Below are 23,647 nucleotides of genomic sequence, written 5' to 3' on the forward strand. Positions count from 1 at the left end.
GTGCGAAAGGAGCCGATGCCGCACGTTCTGCTTTCCTCGAAGAACCTCGGGGCTGAACTCCAGTGACCATGCCGAGCCAGCCGGAGCACCTGCCCTCGAGGCAGCCGGCTGCCACTGCCTGGGGGCAGTTCCAGCTGCGTCAGCCCATGCAGCGCGTGCGAACAGAGGGGAGCCGAGGGAGCGGGTGGCAGGAGCGAGATGCGACTTCGCGCTATCGACGGGCGTCCGGCTCGCTCCACCGTCGCCGTCCTCGCGCCCTGCTCCCTCGTACCGGCAGTCCCCGTCAGCTCCAGCGGACGTTGAGCACGAAGAAGTTCGCCAGCACCCAGACCACCAGCAGCAGGTGGGTCAGTTGCAATCCCTCCTGGCGGATCCAGTAGCCGAACCAGAGCCCGCCCAGCAGCATGCCGAAGAGGAAGCCGAGGGCCGCGCTCAGGGCCAGGTTGAGCCAGGGCCGGGCCGTCTCCAGGCCGGCGCCGAACAGCAGTTCGTAACAGCCGGTCCAGGCCGTGACGACGGCAGCGACCTGCAGCGCGACGATGATCGACAAGGCCAGGCGGTGCATGAGCGGCGAGCGCACCGCCCGCGCCAGCAAGGGCATGTCGATCGCGGGCGGCTGGGCCAGGGGAGCCATCGACATGGTCACGCCGATCGCCCCCACCGAGCTGGCGAAGGCCTGCAGGTTGTTGATCAGGGCGAGGCTCAGCCACAGGGTGAAGCCGAGGCAGCAGGTGAGCTGGAAGATCATCAATGAAGTCTGGGTGTCCATTCCGGGTCCTTTGCAGAGTACGGGCGGTCGTCGCTCGACGCCCTTCCGGCGCCAACGAGCGCAGGGCCTGCGCTGATCGGGAGGAACGGCGGGAACGCCGGATGGCACTCTAGGACCTGAACCTAACTTGAGGTCAACAGCGACGGCAGGTCTCCGTCGTCCCGGATTGACAAATCGGAAATTCCCGATATCCTCGCCGCCATGGACCTGCTCGAAACATTCAAAGCCCTGTCGAACCGGACACGCCTGGAAATCCTGAAAGGCCTGAAGGACCCGGCGAAGAACTTTCCTCCGCAGGACGAGGGCGACGTCGACACCGTGGGCGTCTGCGTCAGCAGTATCCAGGAGGGCGTCGGCCTGTCGCAGTCGACCGTGTCCGATTACCTGGCGATCCTGCAACGGGCGGGCCTGGTCGAAGTCAGGCGGATCGGCCAATGGACCTACTACAAGCGCAACGAAGCGAATATCCGTGCCCTCGTCGAGCTAATTGGCGCGGAACTGTAGTTCTTTCTACGCCACAATATATCGAAAATTCCCGATATCCCTTTTTACCGAAACGAGGATATGCAATGAAAGCGTTGATACTCAAGGCGTTTGGCGGTCCGGAATCCTTCGAGTTGCACGAGGTGCCCAAACCGGTGCCGCAGGCGGGACAGGTATTGGTGCGGGTCCATGCGACCTCGATCAATCCGCTGGACTACCAGGTCCGTCGCGGCGACTACCCCGACCTGGTAGCGCTTCCGGCCATCACCGGGCATGACGTGTCCGGCGTCGTCGAAGCGGTAGGGCCGGGAGTGACCGCCGTCGCACCGGGAGACGAGGTCTGGTACACCCCGCAGATCTTCGAAGGCCAGGGCAGCTATGCCGAGTACCACCTGGCAGCGGAAGGCATCATCGGCAGGAAGCCCGCCGCGCTGAGCCACCTGGAGGCGGCGAGCCTCAGCCTGGTCGGCGGCACGGCCTGGGAAGCGCTGGTCGCACGCGCGGCGCTGAGGGTCGGCGAAAGCATCCTGGTGCACGGCGGCGCCGGCGGCGTCGGGCATGTCGCGATCCAGTTGGCGAAGGCCATGGGAGCCCGGGTCTTCACCACAGTGCGCGAGGTCAACTTCGAGTTCGCCCGCCAGATGGGCGCCGATGTGCTCATCGACTACCAGAAGCAGGACTACGTCGAGGCCATCCTGCGGGAAACCGGAGGCCGCGGCGTCGACGTGGTGTTCGACAGCATCGGCGGCGACACCCTGTCGCGCAGCCCCGAGGTGCTCGCGCAGCTCGGCCGCGTGGTCAGCATCGTCGACCTCGCCCAGCCGCAGAACCTCCTCCAGGCCTGGGGCAGGAACGCGAGCTATCACTTCGTCTTCACCCGGCAGAATCGCGGCAAGCTCGACGAGTTGAGCGCCCTGGTCGAGCGCGGCCGGTTGCGCCCGCATGTCGGCGCCGTCTATTCGCTTGCCGACATCCCCCTCGCCCACGCCCGCCTGGAGAGTCGCGACAATGGCATCCGGGGAAAAATCGCGATCGCGGTCGAGCCATCGGTCGATCCCGCACAGGCGTTCGCCCGCTGACGCCACGGCGCGGAACGGGCCCCGATCGCGGCCCGCCCCGGCATGTGCCCGGTACCGACCCGCAGCGCCCAGGTCGGGGCGGCCAGCCGACGAACCGGGGCCTGGCGCAGGCGGAAACGAGCCGTTCGAGGGGCGCCAGCCTGGCCCCTCGCGGGCTCAGACCGGCGGCGTCTCGAGGAACACCGGCAACCCCTCCGCATAATCCGAATAGCTTGCCAGTTCCGGGTATTCGCTGGCGGCGACCCGCTCCGCGACCACCAGTTGGCTGAAGCGCCAGGCCACCGCGACGGTCACCCCAACCAGCTCGATGCCGCCGTCGCGTGCCAGCGGCTCCTGGCGCAGCGCTGCCTCCAGCCAGTCGTAGGCCGCCAGCAACTGCCCCTCCACCCGCTCCAGCCAGGGGCCATGGCGGCGTTCCTCGGGACGCAGGTTCAGTTCGTAGTAGATCTGCACGGACTTCTCGCAGGCCACCAGCGCCGCGCCGATCAGACTCAGCGCCCGTGCACGGGCCTGCGGCCGTTGCGGCAGCAGACTGCGTTCGCGGCCGGCCAGGCACTCCAGGTAATCGAGGATCAGGCTGGAGTCCATCAGCACGGTGCCATCGTCCAGCACCAGCGTGGGCGCCTTGACCATCGGGTTGAACAGGCTGAACGCCTCGAAATTGCGGAACACCGACAGCGGCCGGTGCTCGTAGGGCAGGTCCAGCAGGCGCAGGGCGATGGCGACCCGGCGCACAAAAGGCGAATCCAGCATACCGATCAGTTGCATCGCGGCATCCTTTGTCGATGATTAAGCGCCGCTAAGAGGGCGACGCCTGGGAAAATCACTCTAGTCGTTGCACAACGCGAAAAATATCGAGATAAATCCAGCGAACCCTTTAGAAAAACTTACATGAGCGACCTCCCTCCCCTCACCGCGCTGCGCAGCTTCGAAGCGGTCGCCCGGCTCGGCAGCATCAGCCAGGCCGCCAGCGAGCTGCACGTCACCCACTCGGCGATCAGCCAGCAGATCAAGCTGCTGGAAAACCTCCTCGGCCTGGCCCTGTTCGTCCGCGAGGGGCGCGGCCTGCGCCTGAGTGAGAACGGCCGGTTCTACGCCCTGCAGGTACGCGCCTCTCTGGGCGAGATCGCCGACGCCACGCGGGTGGTGCGGGCGCGTCCGCGGGAGGGCGAGCTGGTGGTCACGGTGATGCCGTCCTTCGGCCTGAACTGGCTGCTGCCGCGCCTGCCGCGCTTTCGCGAGCGCCATCCGCACTGTCGCGTGCGGCTGGTGGCCAGTCTCGACGTGCAGAACCTGCGCCAGGGCCTGGCCGACCTCGGCGTACGCATCGGCAAGGGCGACTGGGAAGGGGTCGGTCGGGAACGCCTGTTCGACGACGAGTTGCTGATGGTCGCCGCGCCCGACTTCAACGGCGGCCGCCTGCCGCGCACGCCGAGCGAGATCGTCGCCTGCCCTACCCTGCGCTCCACCGAATCCTGGGCGCTCTGGTGCCAGCGTGCCGGCGTGGCGGAACCGCAGCACGGACTGCTGATCAACGACTCGAACCTGCTGCTGGAAGCCGTGCGCCTGGGCCAGGGCATCGCCCTGGAGCGTCGCAGCCTGGTCGCCGGCGCCCTCGCCGAGGGCCGCCTGGTGCAACTGGGCGACATCCGCGTGCCCTACCCCTATCCCTACTGGCTGGTCTGGCCACAGCGCGAGCCGCCGAGCGACCGCCACCAGGCCTTCGCCGACTGGCTGCGCGAGGAGGCCCGGCGCTACCAGGCCGAGCAACCGCCGCTCAGCGAATGAAGTTGCGGCTGATCTCGCGGAAGCGGTCGCTGCCGGCGCGCTCCATCCATTCGAAGGCGACCATCTCCCGCGACACGATCATCGCCCCGGCCTGGCGCATCCGCTCCACGGCCAGCGCCTTGTCGCTCGGCCGCCGCGAGCCGATCGCCTCCTCCACGACGAACACCTCGCGACCGCGGCCAAGCAGGTCGAGCACGGTCTGCAGCACGCAGACATGCGCCTCGCTGCCGCAAACCACGAACTGCCGGCGGTCGCCGCCGGGCGCGCGCAGCAGGGCGCCATCGGCGGCGGCCGAGAAGTCCAGCTTCTCGAGGATCTGCGTGGCGTCCAGCTCATCGCGCAGGGCCGCCACCGTCGGCCCCAGGCCCTTGCTGTACTGCTCGCTGGCCAGCACCGGCACGTCCAGTGCGCGGGCCACGCGCAACAACCACTGGCTGTACTCGACCAGCGCCGGGCCGTCGTCGATGGCCGGCAGCAGGCGCTCCTGGATATCGACCACCAGCAGGGTCGAGGTTGCGGCGCGGATCAGCATGGCGTCCTCCTTCGGTTCGACGTCTCGGTTCGTCTGGCTTAGGCTTGCACGGCACGGGCGCCATGGACAGCGCGTCCTCCCACAACCCTAGCAGGAGCCTGCGATGAATATCAGCCTGCATTTCGAATCGCGCCTGCAGGCCAGCCCCGAACAGCTCTGGCGGTGGATCACCTCGGTGGACGGGATACTCCGCGAGATACGCCCGTTGCTGAGCATGAGCGTACCGCCCGGTATCCGCAGCCTCGAAGACCTGGAGGTAGTGCCCCGGCGCCCGCTGTTCCGCAGCCACATGCGCCTGTTCGGCTTGCTGCCGCTGGGCACTTCGCAACTGACCCTGCTGGAGCTGACGCCCGGCCGCGGCTTCATCGAACAGTCGCCGATGACCGGCATGCGCCTCTGGCGCCACGAGCGACGCATCCTGCCGGCACCGGGCGAGGCCGGGGAATGCCTGCTGGTCGACCAGTTGACCGTGCGCCCGCTATTCGCCGCCGGACTGGTACGCTGGTTCCTCACCCGCATCTTCCGGCATCGCCACCGGGTGCTCTGCCGGCAGTTCCGCACGGACCGCCGGTGACCCTCGGCTACGCTGAGGAGTGCGCCCGCCCGCATCCGTCATACCCTTCTGGAGAGCAGCACAAGGACCGCTCATGAATCGCATCAAGCACCTGCTCAAGGACCTCGCCATCCTGATCCGCGCCAACCTCTGGCTGATCCCGGTGATCGCCGCCCTGGTCGCCGCGGTGTTCTATTTCGTCGCCCCGCCGCCGCCGATGAGCGCGACCATGGCCACCGGCGCCGAGGGCGGCGGCTACGCCGTGTTCGCCGGCAAGCTCCGGGAAAAGCTCAAGGAGCAGGGCTTCGAACTGAAGCTGGTGCCCAGCGCCGGCTCGCGCGACAACCTGGAGCGCCTGCTCGGCACCGGCGAGGTCGACATCGCCCTGGTCCAGAGCGGCCAGGAGCGCCAGCTCGAAGCTGGGCAGGCGCGCCAGTTGCAGACCCTCGGCGCGGTCTACCAGGAGCCGCTCTGGCTGTTCCACCGCAGCAACGTGCACATCGACCAGCTCAGCGACCTGCTGCACCTGCGCCTGGCCATCGGCAGCGACGGCAGCGGCACCCGCGCCGCCACCGAGGCGATCCTGCAGGCCAACGACATCGCCCCGGGACACTATCCGATCACCTGGGAAGCCCGCGGCGGCAACGCGGTGGTCGACGACCTGCTGGCCGGCAAGCTGGACGCGGCGTTCATCGTCGGCCCGGCGGAGAACCCGGCGATCCAGAAATTGGCCGACAACGACCAGCTTCGCCTGGTCAACTTCCGCCGCAGCGCCGCCTACGAGGCGCGCCTGCCGTTCCTCAAGCGGGTCGAGGTCGGCGAAGGCCTGCTCAACCTGCCGCGCAACGTGCCGGAACGAAACATCAGCACCCTGTCGCCGGTGGCCACCCTGGTGATCAACGAGCGCTTCCACCCGGCGCTGATCCCGCTGGTGCTGGAAGCCGCGCGCGAGGTGATGAAGGACGGCAGCCTGCTCGACAAGCCCGGCGCCTTCCCCAGCGCCGAGCCGCGCACCCTGCGCCTGCACGAGGACGCCGAGCGCTACTACAAGAGCGGCCTGCCGCTGCTGCAGCGCTACCTGCCGTTCCGCATCGCCTCCCTGGCGGACCGCTACATCATCCTGCTGATCCCGTTCATCGCCATCCTCATCCCGCTGATGAAGTCCATCGGCCCGCTGTATCGCTGGCGCATCCGCGCGCGCATCTACCGCTGGTACCGCTACATCCGCGACATCGACCGCAAGCTCGACAGCGGCACCGACGCCGAGCAACTGAGAAGCGAGATCGAACGGCTGGAGAAACTGGAGAGCGAGCTGAACACCGTGGAGGTGCCGCTCTCCTACTACCACGAGCTGTACGAGCTGCACCTGCACCTGAACTTCGTGATCAAGCGCCTGCACGGTCTGCAGGAACGCCAGGCGACGCAGGCAGAAGCCGGCAACCTCGGGTAAACTGGCCGATCCGCGGGCGCGCCAGCGGCGTGTCCCGCAGCATCGCGGAAACCTGCGCGGCGCCGCCGATTACCTGAAAGGTCGAACCTGACATGCCGATCCATCACGCCATCGTCCACCTGATCGAGAAGAAGCCCGACGGCACCCCGGCCGTGCTCCACGCGCGCGACGCCGAGCTGGGCGACTCCCAGGCCATCGAGAACCTGCTGGCCGACCTCAACGAAAGCTACAACGCCAAGAACAAGGCCTGGGGCTTCTTCCAGGGCGAGTCCGGGGCCTACCCGTTCAGCGGCTGGCTCGGCGAGTACCTGGAGGGCGACCGCGACTTCGTCGGCTTCAGCCGCGAAGCGGTCGAGCACCTGCAAAAGCTGATGGAGGAGTCCAATCTCTCCACCGGCGGCCACGTCCTGTTCGCCCACTACCAGCAAGGCATGACCGACTACCTGGCGATCGCCCTGCTGCACCACAGCGAAGGCGTGGCGGTGAACGAGTCGCTGGAGGTCACCCCGTCGCGCCACCTGGACCTCGGCCAGTTGCACCTGGCCGCGCGGATCAACATTTCCGAATGGCGCAACAACAAGCAGTCGAAGCAGTACATCTCGTTCATCAAGGGCAAGGGCGGGAAGAAGGTCTCCGACTATTTCCGCGACTTCATCGGCTGCCAGGAAGGGGTGGATTCGCCGAGCGAGACGCGCACCCTGCTGAAAGCCTTCAGCGATTTCGTGGAAAGCGAGGACATGGCCGAGGAACAGGCCCGCGAGAAGACCGAGACGCTGGTCGACTACGCCACCTCGCAGGCGCGCATCGGCGAGCCGATGACCCTCGACGCGCTTTCGGAACTGATGGACGACCAGCAACCGCGGGCGTTCTACGACTACATCCGTAACAAGGACTACGGCCTGTCGCCGGAAATCCCGGCGGACAAGCGCACCCTCAACCAGTTCCGCCGCTTCACCGGCCGCGCCGAAGGCCTGTCGATCAGCTTCGAGGCGCACCTGCTGGGCTCCAAGGTGGAATACGACGAAGAGCGCGACATGCTGATCATCCGCCAGTTGCCGACCCAGTTGAAGGACCAGCTCAAGCGGCGCAAGGACTGACCCGCGCCGCCCCGGAGCGCCGCCGGCGCTCCCTTTCCCTCCTCAGCCGCAGGCCCAGTCGAAGCGCATGTCGCGGAAATCGAGCTGGGCGTTGCCGCCGCCGAAGTTGTAGCCGCCCAGGTATTCCTCGAACTCTACGTAGAAGGGACTCATCTCCGGCACGCCCTGCACCGGACGCATGGTGCCGCCGATATGGTTCGGCAGGTGCCCTTCCACCCAGGGATGCTCGCGGTAGTTGTCGCGCTCGATCTTGCCGTCCAGCCAGTAGTGCGGCAGCTGGTAGCCGCCGTCGCCGTATTCGCTGGGCACCACCCCGGCGTTGGGGTCTTGCGCCCGCGCCGTCCAGCGCAGCGGGTAGCGCTGCTGGTGGCCGGCCGCCGGGCGGCCACCGAGGGCGCGCAGCAGGTAGTAGTCGTCCTCCGCCCAGTCCGGCACGAAGCTGGCCGCCGAACCAGCCTCCAGCCACTGAGGCGGCTCGGTCTGCGCCAGCAGCGGGTTGCCCGCCGGCAGCGCCGGCGGCTGGCAGGGCGCGCCGCTGAATTCAGCGGCGTCGAGCAGGATCAACGCATAGGCGCCGCCAAGGATGTCCTCCATCCGATGCAGACGCGGATGGCTATTGCGCCCGGCCTCCCAGAACGGCCGCAGTTCCGCGTCGGCCGGCGGTTGCGCGGGCGGATCGATGAGCATCTCGCGAATGCCATCGACGCTGGTCGGTCCACCGTCGTTCTGGTCCGGGGCGAGGGAGAAGAAGCTCAGCGCGACGATCTCCGGGCCATGCACCCGGTAGTCCTCCGGCAGCAGCAGGGTGAAGCCGTGCATCAGCGGATAGCCGGTGTCCGGATCCAGCGGCCACTGCTCCGGACGGATGCCCGGCGGCAGGCCGAAGCACCAGCCGTGGTTGGCTTCGCCGGCGTGCGCGGCGTCGTTGACGATTTCGATGTCGTAGGCGTTCATGGCCACTCCCTGGTCGGTTTTTCCTGTTCCCGGCCACGCCGGCCGGGTGTCGCAGTGTAAAACGGAGTCCCCCGCAGGCGAAGGACTTTCAGCCCAGGCCCACGCCGAGCGCGGTACCCAACCCATAGGTGAAGGCCGCGGCAAGCGTACCGACCAGCACCTGGCGCAACGCCGAGAACGCCAGCGGCCGCCCGGTGAAACGGGCGGTGACCGCGCCGCTGAACAGCAGCGCAAGCAGACTGGACAGCAGGCTTGCGACCAGCGCCGCGGCGCCGTCGAGGAACAGGAACGGCGCCACCGGCACCAGGGCGCCAAGGGAAAACAGCAGGAACGACGTACCCGCCGCGTTCCACGGGTTGCCGCCCAACTCCGTCGGATCGATGCCGAGGGCCTCGCGGGACAAGGTGTCCAGCGCGCCACGACCGTCGTTCATCAGTTGCAGGGCCACGCGCCGGGCGGACACCTCGCTCAGCCCCTTGGCGGTGAAGATATCGATCAGTTCCTGGGTCTCGGTGTTCGGGCAGAGCCTGAGCAGGCGTTCTTCCTCGGCGATGCGCTTGCTCGCCATCTCGCGGGCGTTGGTCACCGACAGCCACTCGCCGAGGGCCATCGAGCAGGCCCCGGACACCAGTCCGGCCATCCCGGTGAGGACGATGGACGAATGCGCCATGCTCGCACCCGCCACGCCCATCACCAGGCACAGGTTCGACACCAGGCCATCGTTGGCGCCGAGCACCGCGGCGCGCAGCTTGGTGCCAGCGTCGCGGTCCGGCCTCGCCTCGGGCAACGCGCACTGCGGCGGATCGGCGTCCGGGCGCGGCGACGGGGTCTCCGCCGGCATGCCTCAACGCGCCTCGATGCGAAAGCCCAGGCGCGGGAAATGCACATGCACGGTACCCGCCCGCGGGTCTTCGCGGCGCAGGATGAGTTCCTCGCTGCCGGCGAAGAGCAGTTCGCCCTGTACCGCGTCGACACCGTAGTCGGTGGCGGCGATGGCGACCGCCTGGCCGGGCCGGAAACCGTTGGGGTCGCTGAAGGATTCGTCCGGCAATGCCGCGGGCTGGCTGCCGCGAGCCACCTCCAGGGCTTCCTCCGCACTCATCTCGGCTGGCGCGCCATGGCCGAAGCCGAGCACCCGGCCCAACCAGGCCTGCACCTGCGGGTAATCGTCGACCAGCGGCGCGGTGACCGGCGTGCCCTTGAGGAACCACAGGCAGTGCGCCACGGCGAAGTCGGCGACGGACGCTTCGCCGAACAGGAAATCGCCGTCCTCGCGCGACAACTGGCGCTCCAGTCGCGCCATGAATGCCGGCCACTGGTGGCGCGCCTGTTCCAGCGGCAGGCGGCCGGCGCTGCCGCCGCTGAACAGTTGGCTGCGATCGGCCATGAAGGCCTTGAGGAATTCCGGCGGCAGCTTGCCGAAACGCACGGCGATGGACTCCGGGGCGAACGCCAGGCTTACCGCGTGCTGGAACAGCACCGCGTCGGCCCACTGGGCGAAGCTCGCGGCGACCATCTCCTGGCCTTCGGGAAACAGCGCCGGAACCGCCTTTTCCTGCTCCAGGCGACGGGCGATCAACGCGGTATCGCAATACACATCGGCGCCGACCTGCAACACCGGGGTCTTCCGATAGCCGCCGGTCAGCGCCACCAGGTCCGGCTTGGGCATCACTGGCGGAATCATCACCGAACGCCAGGACAGTTGCTTGAAACCGAGCAGCAGGCGCGCCTTCTCGGCGAAGGGCGAAGTGGGATAGTGATGCAGGATCAGCTCTGACATGGGCGCCTCCGGGCGGATGTGAGGCACCAGCTTAGCGCGGCAGGGAAAACACGCCTATGACAATCCGGGACATGAAGGGCACCCCATCGCCTGGCCCGATGGGCCTGGCGATGGGGGCGCTCAATCCAGCCGGCACCCCTGGCGGGTGATGGTCATCCGCCGGTACGCCGCACGCGGCGCCTCGCGCGCCTCCAGGGCGGCGAGGAACTCCCGGGGACGGTCCAGCGGCAGGCCGGTGAGGAAGGCGCTATCCAGCTCCCACCAGCGCGAGGCGAGCAGACCCTCGATGATCTCCGGCGGATGCCGGTAGCGGATCACCTGCGCCGGGGTGCCGGCGACGATGGCGTAGGGCGGCACGTCGCGAGTGACCACGGCGCGCGTGGCGATGATCGCCCCGGTCCCGACCTTGACCCCTTCCATCACCATCGCGCTGTGTCCGATCCAGACATCGTGGCCGATTTCCGCGTAGCTCAGAGCCGGCTCGTAGCGCAGCGCGGTGCCGGTGTGCTGGAAGGGGTGGCTGCTCACCCAGTCGCTGGGATGGGTATGTTTTTCCTGGCCGATGAAGCAGTCCGAGCCGATCGAGCAGAAACGCCCGATGGACGCCACCAGGGACAGGTCGGTGCCGCTGCGCACATAGCTGTAGGCGCCGATCTCCAGCCTCGGCGGGACGATGCGCAGGTGGCCGAGTTCGACCTGCTCCTCGAGCACCAGCGTGGTGCGCTTGCCGACACTGGCCGGGCCGCCGGCCAGCTTGCAGCCGCGGCGGCGGATCCAGCGTTTCCACCAATGATTCTTCAGGTAACCCACGAATACCCCATGACCGCAGATGAACGTCCTAGATTGCCGGCTCGCCGACCTCGCGCAACACCGGTACGCCGACCAACAGGCGCTCCTTGGCGCGCTTGCTCAGGGCCTTGATCGCCCGCTCGCGGCGCAGGGCGTCGCCCTTGCTGGCGCAGGCCTCGACGTAGACCAGCGCGCGGGCGGGGCTGGAATGGAAGAACCGCGCGCCCTTGCCGCTGCAATGAGTGTCGAAGCGGCGCAGCGGATCGTCGCTGATGCCGCAGTACAACGCGCCGTTTTCCGCTCTCACCAGGTAGACCGACCAACACTTCCCGATCGCCGCCGTGGCGGCCGTCGCCTCACTCACTCCAGACCCGCTCCCGCATCCGCTCGCAATACGCCACCAGGCGCGGATAGCCTCGCGCCACATGGCTGAGCGGGGTATCCAAGGTCGCCTCGATGAGGTTGGCGAGGATACCGTAAGCGGCGGCATCGGCGCTGCACGGATGTTCGCCGCCGTAGTACGGGACCTGGCCGAGCAGGCCGTCGAGGGCATCGAGGTCGTCGCGGGCGAAGGCCAGCAGTTCGTCCCTGCCGTGGACCCCGAGTCCCTGCGCCCTGAGGGTAGCGCGGACCTTGCGGCGCATGGCCCAGGCCACCGCGTCGCGCACGCCGAATGGCAGCGAGCCGAAGAACACCGGCTTGAGCACGCGCCAGCTGTCCTCGTCGAACCAGCGGAAATACAGCATCAGGTAGTACAGGTGTTCGTCGCACAGGCGCGTGATCGCCCGTGCCCAGCCCTTGCCCCGTGCATCCAGGCCGGCGTCGAGAGTGACACCGTAGCGCTCGCCGAGGGTACGGATGACGATCTCGCTGTCACCGATCGCCTCGCCCTCGATACGCACGTAGGGCAGCTTGCCCTTGGGCGCCTTGCGCGGGTCGCTGACGACCTTCACCTGATACTCCAGGCCGGCCAGGCGCAACCAGGTTTCCAGTTTCAGGCAGTAGGGACTGGCATTGGGTACGTTGAATGCGGCGGGGAACTGGAAGAGCGTGATCATCGCGGCGTCCTGCGGGTTGTCCGCGGCGAGCTTAGGAGATTATCCGCGCTTCGGCCACCGACAGCCTCAGCCGGCCGCCGGATGGGCAGCCTGGTAGGCGGCCAGGCCCTTGCGCGCCTGCCCGCGGATCGCCCGCTGCACCGGCGGCGCCCAGCCCAGCAGCAGGCCCTTGGCGCCAAGCGCCTGGCGGCTCCAGCGCCACAGGTCGAACAGGTCGCGATGCTCGACGATCAAACCGTCGGCGAAGCGGAAACGGGCCTCGATGCGATTCTCCACCCTGCGCCCGGTCTGGGTGAACAGGTAGTGGGCCACCCATTGCGCACGCCCCTCGTTCTCGTCGGCGCGGACGTTCGCGTAGTCCAGGCGGAAGTCCCGCGCCCGGCTGGTCAGCAGGCGCCACATGTCGCCCACCTCGCGCCCACGCAGTTCGCCGAAGGCCGGGTCGTGGAAGGTCGCCTGGGGGGCGTAGCAGGCCGCCATGGCCTCGCCGTCGAGGCGCTGGAAGGCCTGGTAGAAGCGCTCGATCAGTTCGGCGTTGGGGTGGGCCATGCGGGGTTCCTTGCGATGAGAAGGACTTGCCAGGCGTCCCCAGGCGGGAACGCCGTCGCGCCGGGTCGTTTCAGCCGAACCACTCGCGGGCGCTGCGCCAGAGGCAGATACCGACGAAATAGGCCGAGGCGGCGAACCACAGGCCGAGCAGGATTGGCAGGTCGGCCGGCTGCTGGACGATCAGCAGACCGCTGCTGATCAGCCAGACGAAGGTCACCGCGATGTTCAACGGCATGAACTGGCGCACGCGGAACGGGTGGAGGAACTTCATCCGGGTCAGGGTCAGGGCGGCCAGCACCAGCACCGTGACGAGGTTGACCCAGGGGTGCAGGTCGAGCACGTAGAAGTACACCGCCACCACGTTCCAGGCGGCCGGGAAGCCGACGAAGTAGTTGTCGGTGCTCTTCATGTTGACGTTGCAGAAGCAGAACAGCGACGAAACCAGGATCACGCCCACCGCCAGCAGTTCGAAATGCTCCGGCAGGGGGATGTAGCGGTAGATGAAGATGGCCGGGATGAACACGTAGGTCAGGTAGTCGATCACCAGGTCGAGCACCGAGCCGTCGAAATGCGGCAGCATTTCCTTGACTTCGTACTTGCGCGCCAGGGTGCCGTCGAGGCCGTCCACCAGCAGGGCCAGGCCGAGCCAGAGCAGGCAGGCCTGGGGTTTGTTGTCGACCAGCGCGAGCAGGGCCAGCAAGGCCAGGATCACGCCGCTGGCGGTGACGGCGTGGACGCCCCAGGCCTTGGCTTTGTTGATGGGAGTCATCGATAGGTTCACGGGCATTTCTCTTGTTCGGTGTTCGGCATGACGCGTCGCTCTATAGTGCACCGGCACCGGTGCGTCTGTCTGTTATCGGATTGTCGGTGCTGGCGAGAGTTCAGCCAGCCCCCCGCCGGTCAGCGGATCGGCGGCGCATAGTGCAGGCCGCCGAGATTCCATTGTGCGTTGAGGCCGCGCGGCATCTTCAGCGGGCTGCCGTCGCCGACGTTGCGGGCGAAGATCTCGCCATAGTTGCCGACCTGGCGCACCATCTGCACCACCCAGTCGCGCGGCAGTTGCAAGTCCTTGCCGGCGTCACCCTCGCTGCCGAGCAGGCGGGCGACGTCCGGGTTGCGGCTGTCCCTGGCCTGGCGCTCGACGTTGCTCGAGGTGACCCCCAGCTCCTCCGCGTTGAGTAGGCCGTACAGGGTCCAGCGGACGATGTTGAACCAGGCTTCGTCGCCCTGCCGCACGGCCGGGCCGAGCGGCTCCTTGGAGATCACTTCCGGCAGCACCACGTACTGGTCCGGCTTGGCCAGCTTCAGGCGCTGGGCGTAGAGCTGCGACTGGTCGGAGCTGAGCACGTCGCACTGCCCCGCCTCCAGGGCACGGGCGCTCTTCTCGTAGCTGTCGTCGAGCACCGCCTTGTAGCGGATGCCGTGGGCCCGGAAGTAGTCCGCCACGTTCAGCTCGTTGGTGGTGCCGGACTGGATGCACACCGTCGCGTCCTTCAGTTCGCGGGCGCTGGACACGCCGAGCTTGCGATTGACCAGGAAGCCCTGGCCGTCGAAATAGGTGACGCCGGTGAAGTGGATGCCCAGCGCGGTATCCCGCGAGCTGGTCCATGAGGTGTTGCGCGACAGCAGGTCGACCGTGCCGGACTGCAACGCCGAAAACCGCTCGGTGGCGGACAGCGGGGTGAAGCGCACCTTCCCGGCGTCGCCGAACAGCGCGGCGGCCAGCGCCCGGCAGATGTCGACGTCGAGCCCCTTGAAACGGCCCTTGGCGTCGGCGTAGGAGAACCCCGGCAGGCCGTCGCTGACGCCGCACTGCACGTAGCCCTTGCGCTTCACCGCATCCAGCGTCGCGCCGGCCTCGGCCGTGGCGCTGGCGCCGAGGCAGACGGCGGCCAGCAGCAGCCAGGTACCTTTCATTATTGTCATCTGTTCGCCACTCCCTCGCCGCCCCTGGGTGAACCGCCGGCCCCGCGCCGGTCGCTTCCCGGGCCGGTCGCCGCACTGTAACCGCAAGCGCCGCGGCACCGGCAGGGGCAGCCGGCGGCGCGACGGCGGCGGGCGACGAACGGCGTACCCGGCGCACTTCCCTTAGCAAAGCGCATCCGCGGGAAATTGGCGAATGCATGATCTGCGACAATCTGGCCGACTTGCGAGCGGGAAAGCGCCTGTTGTCGAATGGTCCTCCCATTCCGAACGCATATGCCCCCTGCCTGGAGCCGTTATGAGCGAACCCCTGATCCTCGATGCCCCGAATGCCGACGCCTGTATCATCTGGCTGCACGGCCTGGGCGCCGACCGTACCGACTTCAAGCCGGTGGCCGAAGCCCTGCAGATGGTCCTGGCAAGCACCCGCTTCATCCTCCCCCAGGCGCCGAGCCAGGCGGTGACGGTCAATGGCGGCTGGATCATGCCGAGCTGGTACGACATCCTTGCCTTCAGTCCGGCGCGGGCCATCGACGAAGACCAGTTGAACGCCTCCGCCGACCAGGTCATCGCCCTCATCGATGAACAGCGCGCCAAGGGCATCGCCGCCGAGCGGATCATCCTCGCCGGTTTCTCCCAGGGCGGCGCGGTGGTCCTGCATACCGCCTTCCGCCGCTACGCCCAGCCGCTCGGCGGGGTGCTGGCGCTATCCACCTACGCGCCGACCTTCGACGACCTGGCGCTGGACGAGCGCCACAAGCGGATTCCGGTCCTGCACCTGCATGGCAGCCAGGACGACGTGGTCGACCCGGCGCTCGGCCGCGCGGCCCATGACGCCTTGCAGGCGCAGGGCGTGGAGGTGGGCTGGCACGACTACCCGATGGGCCACGAGGTGTCCCTGGAGGAAATCCACGACATCGGCGCCTGGCTGCGCAAGCGCCTCTGACGCCCGGAGCTTCTCTCAGACGGCGTGCAGCCGGTAGTTCAGCGCGTAGCCGCCGAGCAGCTCTTCCAGCGCCGCCCGGCGTCTTTCGTCGAGCGCGGGAACGTGCAGGTGGGCGAGCTGGCCGTGGCGCTCGTCGGCGACCACCTCCACGCGGATATCCTCGGCGATCCTCCGGCTTTCCTCCTCCAGCACCCGGCGGATCGCGTCCAGGCGCAGCGCCGGCTTGAAGGTCTTGCCCACCGCGGTGACCGGCATGCTCTCGATCAGCCAGACATCCTTGGGCACCGCCGCCCGCTCCGGTACGTGGCGGCTGGCGTGTTCCAGCAGCTCTTCCTCGCTGGCGCTGGCGCCGGGCTTGAGCTGGATATACACCACCGGCAGCTCGCCGGCCTTGGCGTCCGGCTTGCCCACCGCCGCCGCCAGGGCCACGGCCGGATGCCGGTGCAGCGCTTCTTCGATCATCTGTGGGTCGATGTTGTGGCCACCGCGAATGATCAGGTCCTTGCTGCGCCCGGTGAGCCAGATGTAGCCGTCCTCGTCGATACGACCGAGGTCGCCGGTATTGAACCAGCCATCGCCGACCCAGATATCGCGGTTCCGGTCCTGTTGCAGGTAGCCCTTGAACACCGTCGGGCCCTTCAGGCAGAGGTTGCCCACCTCGTTCGGCGCGGCATCGCGCAGGTAATTGCCCTCGCCGTCGAGCACCGCGACCTTCACCTGGCAGTACGGCAGGCGCAGGCCGATCGAACCCGGCCGGCGCTCGCCGCCACGCGGGTTGCAACTGGTGCCGCAGGTACCTTCGGTGAGGCCGTAGCCTTCGATCACCTTGAGCCCGGTACGCGCCTCGAACTGGCGGATCAGCTCCACCGGCATCGGCGCCGCGCCGCACAGGGCGAAACGCAAGCTGGACAGGTCGCGGCCATCGCTGGGGACCTGCAGCAACGCCGCGTAGATGGTCGGCACGCCACTGAAGCTGGTGACCCGGTAGCGCTCCACTAGCTTCCAGAAGTCCTGGATCAGGGTCGGATTGCGGTAGCCCTGGGGCCCGGCCAGGAGCACCTGGGCGCCGCGATGGAAGGGCGCCAGGCCGGTAACCATCACGCCGTTGACGTGGAACAGCGGCAGGCCACAGAGCAGCACGTCGTCCACCCCGTAGTCGGCGTTCAGACCCATGATCTCGGCCATCGCCACCTCGTTGAAGTGGCTGTGCGGCGCCAGCTTCGGCGTGCCGGTGGTGCCGCCGGTGTGGAAATAGGAAGCGACGTCGTCCGGATGGATCGCCCGTCCGCTCTCCAGGCGGTCTGCCGGGCAGTCGGCGATCAGCGTATCGAAGTCCAGCACGCCCTCCGGCAGCGGCCCGCGCTGGGCCTTGAGCGCCTCGCGCTGCGGCGCCGGCAACAGGTTGGCCGGATCGACCACGACGATCGCGTACAGCTCCGGCAGCTGCGCGCGCAGGCCGGCGACCTTCTGCCACAGGTCAGTGCCGGGAAACGGCGCCAGGGTCACCAGCACCCGGGTGTTGGAGGCGCGGATCAGCTCGGCGATGTGCTCCGGCTCCAGCAGCGGGTTGATCGCATTGACGATCCCGGCAGCTTCGCCGCCCCAGATCACGTAGTGGGTCTGCGGCAGGTTGGGCAGCAGGAAGGACACCGCCTGGTGGCTTTCCAGGCCCAGCCGGTGCAAGGCGTTGGCGGTCTGGGTGACGCGGGCGAACAGCTCGGCATAGCTGATCCGCAACGGTTCTTCGGCGGCGCTGCCATGCAGCAGGCAGCTCAGGGCGATACGCTGGCCGTGGCGCTGGGCCGAGCGTTGCAACAGTTCGTAGGTGCTGGACGGCAGGTCGCGCTGTTCCAGCGGCACGCGTTCCAGGGCTTCGATATCGCTCAGCCCGGCGATCGATGGGGACGGATTCATGGTTTTCTTGTTCTTCCGTTGGTGAGTGGGCGGACACTCGCCGGATCGCTCCGGCACCGTCCCGAAGATGCCACCCCCGTCGCCGCCCTACCGTTGTCTTTTTGTAGCGCGCCGCCGGTCGCGCGCACGAGCCCTCCCGGAGGCTGCCCCGGGAGCTTCGCGCAGCCGCCTCCAGGCCCCGTCCGGCCAGGGCTGGAAGGCGCCGGCCAAGCATGGATTTCTCCCCGCTGGCAACATGCTTTACACTGGCGCCCGTTCATTCCTTAACCACTACGAGATCGCCGTGCTCAAAGCACTCAAGAAAATCTTCGGCAAGGCCGACGGAACCCAGCCGCAGAGCGGTTCCTCCCCGGTCCCGCAAGGCCCTGCCGGCGCTACCGCGAAAGGTACCGCCCCCACCGGCGAAAAGCCGACCGAGAAACGCCCACGCAAACCGCGCGCCCCACGCGCCGACAACGAGTCCGGCGCCCCACGCGCCGCTGAAAAGGCCGAGAAAGGCGAAAAGCCCGCCAAACCCGCCGCCAAAGAAGGCCGGGACGCCAAGCCGCGCAGCGACAAGCCGCGCCGCGAACGCAAGCCGAAGCCGGTGGACAACTGGAAGCTGGAAGACTTCGTGGTCGAACCGCAGGAAGGCAAGACCCGCTTCCACGACTTCAACCTCGCCCCGAGCCTGATGCACGCCATCCATGACCTCGGCTTCCCCTACTGCACGCCGATCCAGGCGCAGGTACTGGGCTTCACCCTGCGCGGCCAGGACGCCATCGGCCGCGCCCAGACCGGTACCGGCAAGACCGCCGCGTTCCTCATCTCGATCATCACCCAGTTGCTGCAGACCCCGCCGCCGAAAGAGCGCTACATGGGCGAGCCGCGCGCGCTGATCATCGCCCCGACCCGTGAACTGGTGGTACAGATCGCCAAGGACGCCGCGGCGCTGACCAAGTACACCGGGCTGAACGTGATGACCTTCGTCGGCGGCATGGACTTCGACAAGCAACTCAAGCAGCTGGAAGCGCGCTTCTGCGACATCCTGGTAGCCACCCCAGGCCGTCTGCTGGACTTCAACCAGCGCGGCGAGGTGCACCTGGACATGGTCGAGGTGATGGTCCTCGACGAAGCCGACCGCATGCTCGACATGGGCTTCATCCCGCAGGTCCGGCAGATCATCCGGCAGACCCCGCACAAGGGCGAACGCCAGACCCTGCTGTTCTCGGCGACCTTCACCGACGACGTGATGAACCTCGCCAAGCAGTGGACCGTCGATCCGGCGATCGTCGAGATCGAGCCGGAGAACGTCGCCAGCGACACCGTCGAGCAGCATGTCTACGCCGTGGCCGGCAGCGACAAGTACAAGCTGCTGTACAACCTGGTGGCACAGAACAACTGGGAACGGGTGATGGTCTTCGCCAACCGCAAGGACGAAGTCCGCCGCATCGAGGAACGCCTGACCAAGGACGGCATCAGCGCCGCCCAGATGTCCGGCGACGTACCGCAGCACAAGCGCATCCGCACCCTGGAAGGCTTCCGCGAAGGCAAGATCCGCGTCCTGGTGGCAACCGACGTGGCCGGCCGCGGCATCCACATCGACGGCATCAGCCATGTGATCAACTTCACCCTGCCGGAGGACCCGGACGACTACGTGCACCGTATCGGTCGTACCGGCCGCGCCGGCGCCTCGGGCACCTCGATCAGCTTCGCCGGCGAGGACGATGCCTTCGCCCTGCCGCCGATCGAAGAACTGCTGGGCCGCAAGATCACCTGCGAGATGCCGCCGGCCGAACTGCTCAAGCCGGTACCGCGCAAGCACTGAACGCAGGCGTGGTGAAAAAAGGCGAAGCCATCCGGCTTCGCCTTTTTCGTTTCTGCGACACGCAGGTGCCGCCGTCGGTCATCGAGGCAGGTCGGCGCTTGCCCGACAATACCTTAAAGTCCAGAATGGACAAATTGTTTACATCCATTCCGGAGATCGCATGAGCGCCGCCACTCCCCTGATCGTCCAGCAGGCCGAAGCCGAGCAACTGCTCGCCCGTATCGACGTCCTCCAGGCCATGCGCCAGCTGTTCCTCGACCTGGCCGCCGGCCAGGCGCTCCAGCCGGCCCAGCAACTGGTGGAGTTCCCCGCCGGTCGCGGCGACTTCATCAACTACCTCGGCGTGCTCGCCCAGGAACAGGTCTACGGAGTCAAGACTTCACCCTACATCGTTCGCGAACAGGGCCCGTTGGTCACCGCCTGGACCCTGCTGATGTCGATGCAGACCGGCCAGCCCTTGCTGCTCTGCGATGCCGCCCGGCTGACCACCGCGCGCACCGCCGCCACCACCGCGGTGGCGGTGGATGCCCTGGCTCCGGCCGAGGCCGGCCGCCTGGCGCTGATCGGCAGCGGACCGGTAGCCCATGCCCACCTGCAATACGTGAAGGGCCTGCGTGACTGGCAGGGCGTGCGAGTCCATTCGCCGTGCCTGGACGAGCGCCGCCTGCAAAGCCTGCGCGCCATCGACCCGCGCGCCGAAGCCGCCGGCAGTCTGGAGGAAGCGCTGGACGAAGCCGATGTGATCCTGCTCTGCACCTCCTCGGCCCGAGCGGTGATCGACCCGCGCCAACTCGAGCGCCCGGCGCTGGTCACCTCGATCAGCACCAACGCGCCCCGCGCCCATGAGGTACCGGCGGAAAGCCTGGCGGCCATGGACGTCTATTGCGACTACCGGCACACCACCCCAGGCTCCGCTGGCGAGATGCTGATCGCCGCCGAACAGCATGGCTGGAGCCCCGAGGCGATCCGCGGCGACCTCGCCGAACTGCTCGGCGGCCAGGCGCCACGTCCGGAATACCGGCGCCCGGCGTTCTTCCGCTCGATCGGCCTGGGCCTGGAAGACGTAGCCCTGGCCAACGCCCTCTACCGCCTGCGCCAGGCAGGCTGATCGCGCGATGCAGGAGAGCAGCATGATCGAAGCGGATTACCTCGTCATCGGTGCCGGCATCGCCGGCGCATCCACCGGCTACTGGCTGTCGGCCCACGGCCGGGTCGTGGTGCTGGAGCGCGAGGCGCAGCCCGGCTACCACTCCACCGGCCGCTCCGCCGCGCACTACACGGTGGCCTACGGCACGCCCCAGGTGCGCGCGCTCACCGCCGCCAGCCGGGCCTTCTTCGACAACCCGCCGGCCGGCTTCTGCGAGCATCCGCTGCTCAGCCCGCGTCCGGAAATGGTGGTCGACTTCAGCGACGATCCGGAAGAACTCCGCCGTCAATACGAAAGCGGCAAGGCGCTGGTGCCGCAGATGCGCCTGCTGGACGCGGAACAGGCCTGCTCGATCGTGCCGGTGCTGCGTCGCGACAAGGTCTTCGGCGCCACCTACGACCCCACCGGCGCCGACATCGATACCGACGCCCTGCACCAGGGCTACCTGCGCGGCATCCGCCGCAACCAGGGGCAGGTCCTGTGCAACCACGAAGCGCTGGAGATCCGCCGGGTCGACGGCGCCTGGGAAGTCCGCTGCGCCGCCGGCAGCTACCGCGCGGCGGTGCTGGTCAACGCCGCGGGCGCCTGGTGCGACACCATCGCCGGGCTGGCCGGCGTCCGCCCGCTGGGCCTGCAACCCAAGCGCCGCTCGGCCTTCATCTTCGCCCCGCCGCCAGGCATCGACTGCCACGACTGGCCGATGCTGGTCAGCCTCGACGAATCCTTCTACCTGAAACCGGACGCCGGCATGCTGCTCGGCTCTCCGGCCAACGCCGATCCGGTCGAGGCCCACGACGTGCAGCCCGAGCAACTGGACATCGCCACCGGCATGTACCTGATCGAAGAAGCCACCACCCTCACCATTCGCCGTCCGGAACACACCTGGGCAGGGCTGCGCTCGTTCGTCGCCGACGGCGACCTGGTGGCCGGCTACGCCGCCGATGCGGAAGGCTTCTTTTGGGTCGCCGCCCAGGGCGGCTACGGTATCCAGACCTCGGCGGCGATGGGCGAGGCCAGCGCCGCGCTGATCCGCCACCAGCCGCTGCCGGCGCACCTGCGCGAGCACGGCCTGGACGAGGCGATGCTGTCGCCGCGCCGCCTGTCCCCCTGATGACCCGGCGGCGGGTTTGCGGCACACTCGCCTCGCCCGCCGCCCCACGAGAACCCCTGCGCATGAGCCCGAGCCAAGACCCCAGCCTGGAGAACTACCGGGCGATCGCCGACGGCATCGCCACCCTGTTCTTCCCCCACGCCGAAGTGGTCCTGCACGACCTGCGCAGCCAGCGGGTCGACTACATCGCCAACAACCTGTCCAAGCGCGAGGTCGGCGACGACTCGGCGCTGGAAGACATGCTCGAAGGCGATAGCGACGAGCGCAACATCGGTCCCTACGAGAAGCTCAACTGGGACGGGCAGAAGATCCGCTCGGTCAGCACCGTGCTGCGCGACGCCGCCGGCCAGCCGCTGGCGGTGCTGTGCATCAACCTGAACATCAGTCTGTTCGAGAGCGCCAAGGCGGCGCTCGACCTGTTCCTCTCGCCGAGCAAGCTGATCCCGCAACCGGACGCGCTGTTCCGCGACGACTGGCAGGAGCGCATCAACACCTTCCTGCACGGCTGGCTGCGGCAGCGCCAGCTCGGCTTGAACCTGCTGACCCGCGAGCACAAGCGCGAACTGGTCCTGGCCCTGCACGCCGAGGGCGCGTTCAAGGGCAAGAGCGCCGCCAACTATGTGGCCAACGTGCTGAACATGGGCCGGGCGACGGTCTACAAGCACCTCAAGGAGCTGAAGGAAGGCGGCGACTGACGGCAGCCGCCGCCGGCGAGCGGTCAGTCGCCGTAGATGTCGCTCTTGAAGTACTTGCCCTCGATGCGCTTGTAGGTCCCGTCGGCACGAATCGCATCGATCGCCGCGTTGAGCTTGCCGACCAGCTCGGCGTCCCCCTTGCGCACCGCGATCCCGGCGCCCTCGCCGAAGTATTTCGGGTCCTTGAACTCCGGCCCGACGAAGGCGTAGCCCTTGCCGCGCGGGGTATCGAGGAAGCCGGTCTGCAGCGGGATGGAGTCGGCGAAGGTGGCGTCGAGGCGGCCGGCCACCAGGTCCAGGTAGATCTCGTCCTGGCTGGTGTAGCGCACCACTTCGGCACCGGCCTTGGCCAGCACCGCACTGGCGAAGCGGTCGGCGGTAGCGCCGCGCTGCACGCCGATGCGCTTGCCGGCCAACTGGCTGAAGCTGTCGTCGAGCTGGGCGCCTTCCTTCATCACCAGGCGGCCCGGCGTGAAGTAGTACTTGTGGGTGAAGTCCACCGAGCGCCGGCGCTCCTCGGTGATGGTGATGGAGGACAGCGCGGCGTCTATCTTGCGAACTTTCAGCGAGGGAATCAGGCCGTCGTACTCCTGCTCGATCCACTGGCACTTCACCTGCATCTGCGCGCACAGCGCGTTGCCGATGTCGTAGTCGAAGCCGGCCAGTTCGCCTTCGGCGGTCTTGAAGGAAAACGGCGGGTAGGCGGCCTCGATGCCGATTCGCAGGTTGCCATCGGCGGCGACGGCGGATCCGCTGGTGAGCACGCCGAGCAGCAGGCCTCCCAGCAAGTTCTTGGTGTTCAGCGACTTGATCATGGACGACTCCAGGGGTGACGAAGGTGCGCCCGCGGCCCGGGCGGGAAACAGACGGTGATCCGCCTTTATACTTTTCGTCCAATCTGGACCAAAAAGTATACATCGTCAATCGCCGTCCCTCCTCCGCTACCCCTCCTTACCTCCTTCGAGGAATAGGCCCGCCGGCCCGCGGGACTTAGTCTTGAGCCATACACAGCCACCCCGCGAGGTGTTCCGCTACGCAGACATCACCCCCTTGCTCCATTTCAGCTATCACGGTTAAGGCTCTATTTACGCCTGGATCCCCGCGTCACGCTCATGCCGCGGGGATTTTTTCGTTTCGTCAACGTCCTTGAGAGGCTTCGCTACCCGTCGCAAACCGCGCTCCGCCAGCTAGCGCGCCCAGGTCGGCGCCGAGCGCGAGTACCG

Annotated in this window: 25 protein-coding genes; 11 read left to right on the plus strand and 14 right to left on the minus strand. The window is 67.8% G+C overall.

The window, feature by feature from the left end:
- Window positions 1-283: 283 nt before the first annotated feature.
- Window positions 284-769: a DUF2165 family protein gene (locus AC4OR5_RS17930; RefSeq protein ID WP_058160953.1), complete on the minus strand. Its 486-nt coding sequence runs from the start codon at window positions 767-769 to the stop codon at window positions 284-286.
- A gap of 201 nt (window positions 770-970) precedes the next feature.
- On the opposite strand from AC4OR5_RS17930, the gene AC4OR5_RS17935 reads away from it, so the two are divergent.
- Together AC4OR5_RS17935 and AC4OR5_RS17940 are read left to right on the plus strand one after the other, a co-directional pair.
- Window positions 971-1,273 (plus strand): ArsR/SmtB family transcription factor, encoded by a 303-nt coding sequence (locus AC4OR5_RS17935; RefSeq protein ID WP_003092893.1) that lies wholly within the window; start codon window positions 971-973, stop codon window positions 1,271-1,273.
- 65 nt (window positions 1,274-1,338) lie between these two features.
- Entirely contained in the window at window positions 1,339-2,331 is a 993-nt protein-coding gene (locus AC4OR5_RS17940) for a zinc-dependent alcohol dehydrogenase family protein (RefSeq protein ID WP_058160951.1), read from the plus strand.
- Window positions 2,332-2,487: 156 nt separating this feature from the next.
- Here the strand turns inward: AC4OR5_RS17940 and AC4OR5_RS17945 are convergent, their stop codons facing one another.
- The gene (locus tag AC4OR5_RS17945) at window positions 2,488-3,099 is read right to left on the minus strand and encodes a glutathione S-transferase (RefSeq protein WP_003118301.1); all 612 of its coding nucleotides are present in this window, start codon (window positions 3,097-3,099) and stop codon (window positions 2,488-2,490) included.
- A gap of 123 nt (window positions 3,100-3,222) precedes the next feature.
- On the opposite strand from AC4OR5_RS17945, the gene AC4OR5_RS17950 reads away from it, so the two are divergent.
- Complete coding sequence (locus AC4OR5_RS17950; protein ID WP_003100573.1) at window positions 3,223-4,119, plus strand: LysR substrate-binding domain-containing protein; 897 nt, start codon at window positions 3,223-3,225, stop codon at window positions 4,117-4,119.
- Here AC4OR5_RS17950 and AC4OR5_RS17955 read toward each other — a convergent pair.
- On the minus strand, window positions 4,109-4,651 hold the full coding sequence (locus tag AC4OR5_RS17955) for a hydrolase (protein WP_003111145.1): 543 nt from the start codon (window positions 4,649-4,651) through the stop codon (window positions 4,109-4,111). The genes AC4OR5_RS17950 and AC4OR5_RS17955 overlap by 11 nt on opposite strands.
- A 103-nt stretch (window positions 4,652-4,754) precedes the next feature.
- Here AC4OR5_RS17955 and AC4OR5_RS17960 point away from each other — a divergent pair, with 103 nt between their 5' ends.
- The 3 genes from AC4OR5_RS17960 to yejK all read left to right on the plus strand — a co-directional run bounded on the left by AC4OR5_RS17960 (window position 4,755) and on the right by yejK (window position 7,751).
- A complete protein-coding gene (locus AC4OR5_RS17960; RefSeq protein WP_003092903.1) occupies window positions 4,755-5,225 on the plus strand; it encodes an Rv1443c family protein in 471 nt (156 codons plus the stop codon).
- Between the two features lie 73 nt (window positions 5,226-5,298).
- The gene (locus tag AC4OR5_RS17965; RefSeq protein ID WP_003111143.1) at window positions 5,299-6,654 is read left to right on the plus strand and encodes a TAXI family TRAP transporter solute-binding subunit; all 1,356 of its coding nucleotides are present in this window, start codon (window positions 5,299-5,301) and stop codon (window positions 6,652-6,654) included.
- Window positions 6,655-6,746: 92 nt separating this feature from the next.
- Window positions 6,747-7,751: a nucleoid-associated protein YejK gene (gene yejK / locus AC4OR5_RS17970; RefSeq protein WP_003092908.1), complete on the plus strand. Its 1,005-nt coding sequence runs from the start codon at window positions 6,747-6,749 to the stop codon at window positions 7,749-7,751.
- A 42-nt stretch (window positions 7,752-7,793) separates the two neighbouring features.
- On the opposite strand, the gene AC4OR5_RS17975 is transcribed toward yejK, so the two are convergent.
- The 9 genes from AC4OR5_RS17975 to AC4OR5_RS18015 all read right to left on the minus strand — a co-directional run bounded on the left by AC4OR5_RS17975 (window position 7,794) and on the right by AC4OR5_RS18015 (window position 14,807).
- Window positions 7,794-8,705: a hypothetical protein gene (locus AC4OR5_RS17975; RefSeq protein WP_003092910.1), complete on the minus strand. Its 912-nt coding sequence runs from the start codon at window positions 8,703-8,705 to the stop codon at window positions 7,794-7,796.
- An 88-nt stretch (window positions 8,706-8,793) separates the two neighbouring features.
- A complete protein-coding gene (locus AC4OR5_RS17980; RefSeq protein ID WP_034084372.1) occupies window positions 8,794-9,546 on the minus strand; it encodes a VIT1/CCC1 transporter family protein in 753 nt (250 codons plus the stop codon).
- 3 nt (window positions 9,547-9,549) lie between these two features.
- The gene (locus AC4OR5_RS17985; RefSeq protein ID WP_003137812.1) at window positions 9,550-10,485 is read right to left on the minus strand and encodes a glutathione S-transferase family protein; all 936 of its coding nucleotides are present in this window, start codon (window positions 10,483-10,485) and stop codon (window positions 9,550-9,552) included.
- 120 nt (window positions 10,486-10,605) lie between these two features.
- Window positions 10,606-11,295 (minus strand): CatB-related O-acetyltransferase, encoded by a 690-nt coding sequence (locus tag AC4OR5_RS17990; protein ID WP_003092917.1) that lies wholly within the window; start codon window positions 11,293-11,295, stop codon window positions 10,606-10,608.
- Between the two features lie 28 nt (window positions 11,296-11,323).
- The gene (locus AC4OR5_RS17995; protein WP_003119275.1) at window positions 11,324-11,638 is read right to left on the minus strand and encodes a GIY-YIG nuclease family protein; all 315 of its coding nucleotides are present in this window, start codon (window positions 11,636-11,638) and stop codon (window positions 11,324-11,326) included.
- Window positions 11,631-12,332 carry a glutathione S-transferase C-terminal domain-containing protein gene (locus AC4OR5_RS18000; protein ID WP_003092922.1) on the minus strand — a complete coding sequence of 234 codons (702 nt, stop codon included), beginning with the start codon at window positions 12,330-12,332 and terminating at the stop codon, window positions 11,631-11,633. The genes AC4OR5_RS17995 and AC4OR5_RS18000 overlap by 8 nt, the downstream gene beginning before the upstream one ends.
- A gap of 66 nt (window positions 12,333-12,398) precedes the next feature.
- Window positions 12,399-12,881 (minus strand): nuclear transport factor 2 family protein, encoded by a 483-nt coding sequence (locus AC4OR5_RS18005; RefSeq protein WP_034029561.1) that lies wholly within the window; start codon window positions 12,879-12,881, stop codon window positions 12,399-12,401.
- A gap of 70 nt (window positions 12,882-12,951) precedes the next feature.
- Window positions 12,952-13,668 carry a phosphatidylcholine synthase gene (pcsA, locus tag AC4OR5_RS18010; RefSeq protein ID WP_003129573.1) on the minus strand — a complete coding sequence of 239 codons (717 nt, stop codon included), beginning with the start codon at window positions 13,666-13,668 and terminating at the stop codon, window positions 12,952-12,954.
- Between the two features lie 113 nt (window positions 13,669-13,781).
- Complete coding sequence (locus AC4OR5_RS18015; RefSeq protein WP_058160516.1) at window positions 13,782-14,807, minus strand: amino acid ABC transporter substrate-binding protein; 1,026 nt, start codon at window positions 14,805-14,807, stop codon at window positions 13,782-13,784.
- A gap of 295 nt (window positions 14,808-15,102) precedes the next feature.
- On the opposite strand from AC4OR5_RS18015, the gene AC4OR5_RS18020 reads away from it, so the two are divergent.
- Entirely contained in the window at window positions 15,103-15,750 is a 648-nt protein-coding gene (locus AC4OR5_RS18020; protein ID WP_058160517.1) for a carboxylesterase, read from the plus strand.
- 15 nt (window positions 15,751-15,765) lie between these two features.
- On the opposite strand, the gene AC4OR5_RS18025 is transcribed toward AC4OR5_RS18020, so the two are convergent.
- The gene (locus AC4OR5_RS18025) at window positions 15,766-17,664 is read right to left on the minus strand and encodes an acyl-CoA synthetase (protein ID WP_003137805.1); all 1,899 of its coding nucleotides are present in this window, start codon (window positions 17,662-17,664) and stop codon (window positions 15,766-15,768) included.
- Window positions 17,665-17,947: 283 nt separating this feature from the next.
- Here AC4OR5_RS18025 and rhlB point away from each other — a divergent pair, with 283 nt between their 5' ends.
- From rhlB to dauR, 4 genes are all read left to right on the plus strand, one after another.
- Window positions 17,948-19,471, plus strand: coding sequence for an ATP-dependent RNA helicase RhlB (gene rhlB, locus AC4OR5_RS18030; protein ID WP_031630864.1), 1,524 nt, complete (start codon window positions 17,948-17,950; stop codon window positions 19,469-19,471).
- A 160-nt stretch (window positions 19,472-19,631) separates the two neighbouring features.
- The gene (dauB, locus tag AC4OR5_RS18035; protein WP_033991041.1) at window positions 19,632-20,579 is read left to right on the plus strand and encodes an NAD(P)H-dependent anabolic L-arginine dehydrogenase DauB; all 948 of its coding nucleotides are present in this window, start codon (window positions 19,632-19,634) and stop codon (window positions 20,577-20,579) included.
- 22 nt (window positions 20,580-20,601) lie between these two features.
- Window positions 20,602-21,729 (plus strand): FAD-dependent catabolic D-arginine dehydrogenase DauA, encoded by a 1,128-nt coding sequence (gene dauA, locus AC4OR5_RS18040; protein ID WP_003092942.1) that lies wholly within the window; start codon window positions 20,602-20,604, stop codon window positions 21,727-21,729.
- 62 nt (window positions 21,730-21,791) lie between these two features.
- A complete protein-coding gene (gene dauR / locus AC4OR5_RS18045) occupies window positions 21,792-22,424 on the plus strand; it encodes a transcriptional regulator DauR (protein WP_003092943.1) in 633 nt (210 codons plus the stop codon).
- Window positions 22,425-22,447: 23 nt separating this feature from the next.
- Here the strand turns inward: dauR and AC4OR5_RS18050 are convergent, their stop codons facing one another.
- Window positions 22,448-23,239: an ABC transporter substrate-binding protein gene (locus AC4OR5_RS18050; protein WP_058160518.1), complete on the minus strand. Its 792-nt coding sequence runs from the start codon at window positions 23,237-23,239 to the stop codon at window positions 22,448-22,450.
- Between the last annotated feature and the right edge of the window lie 408 nt (window positions 23,240-23,647).

It is taken from the genome of Pseudomonas sp. YA1 (assembly GCF_058680555.1).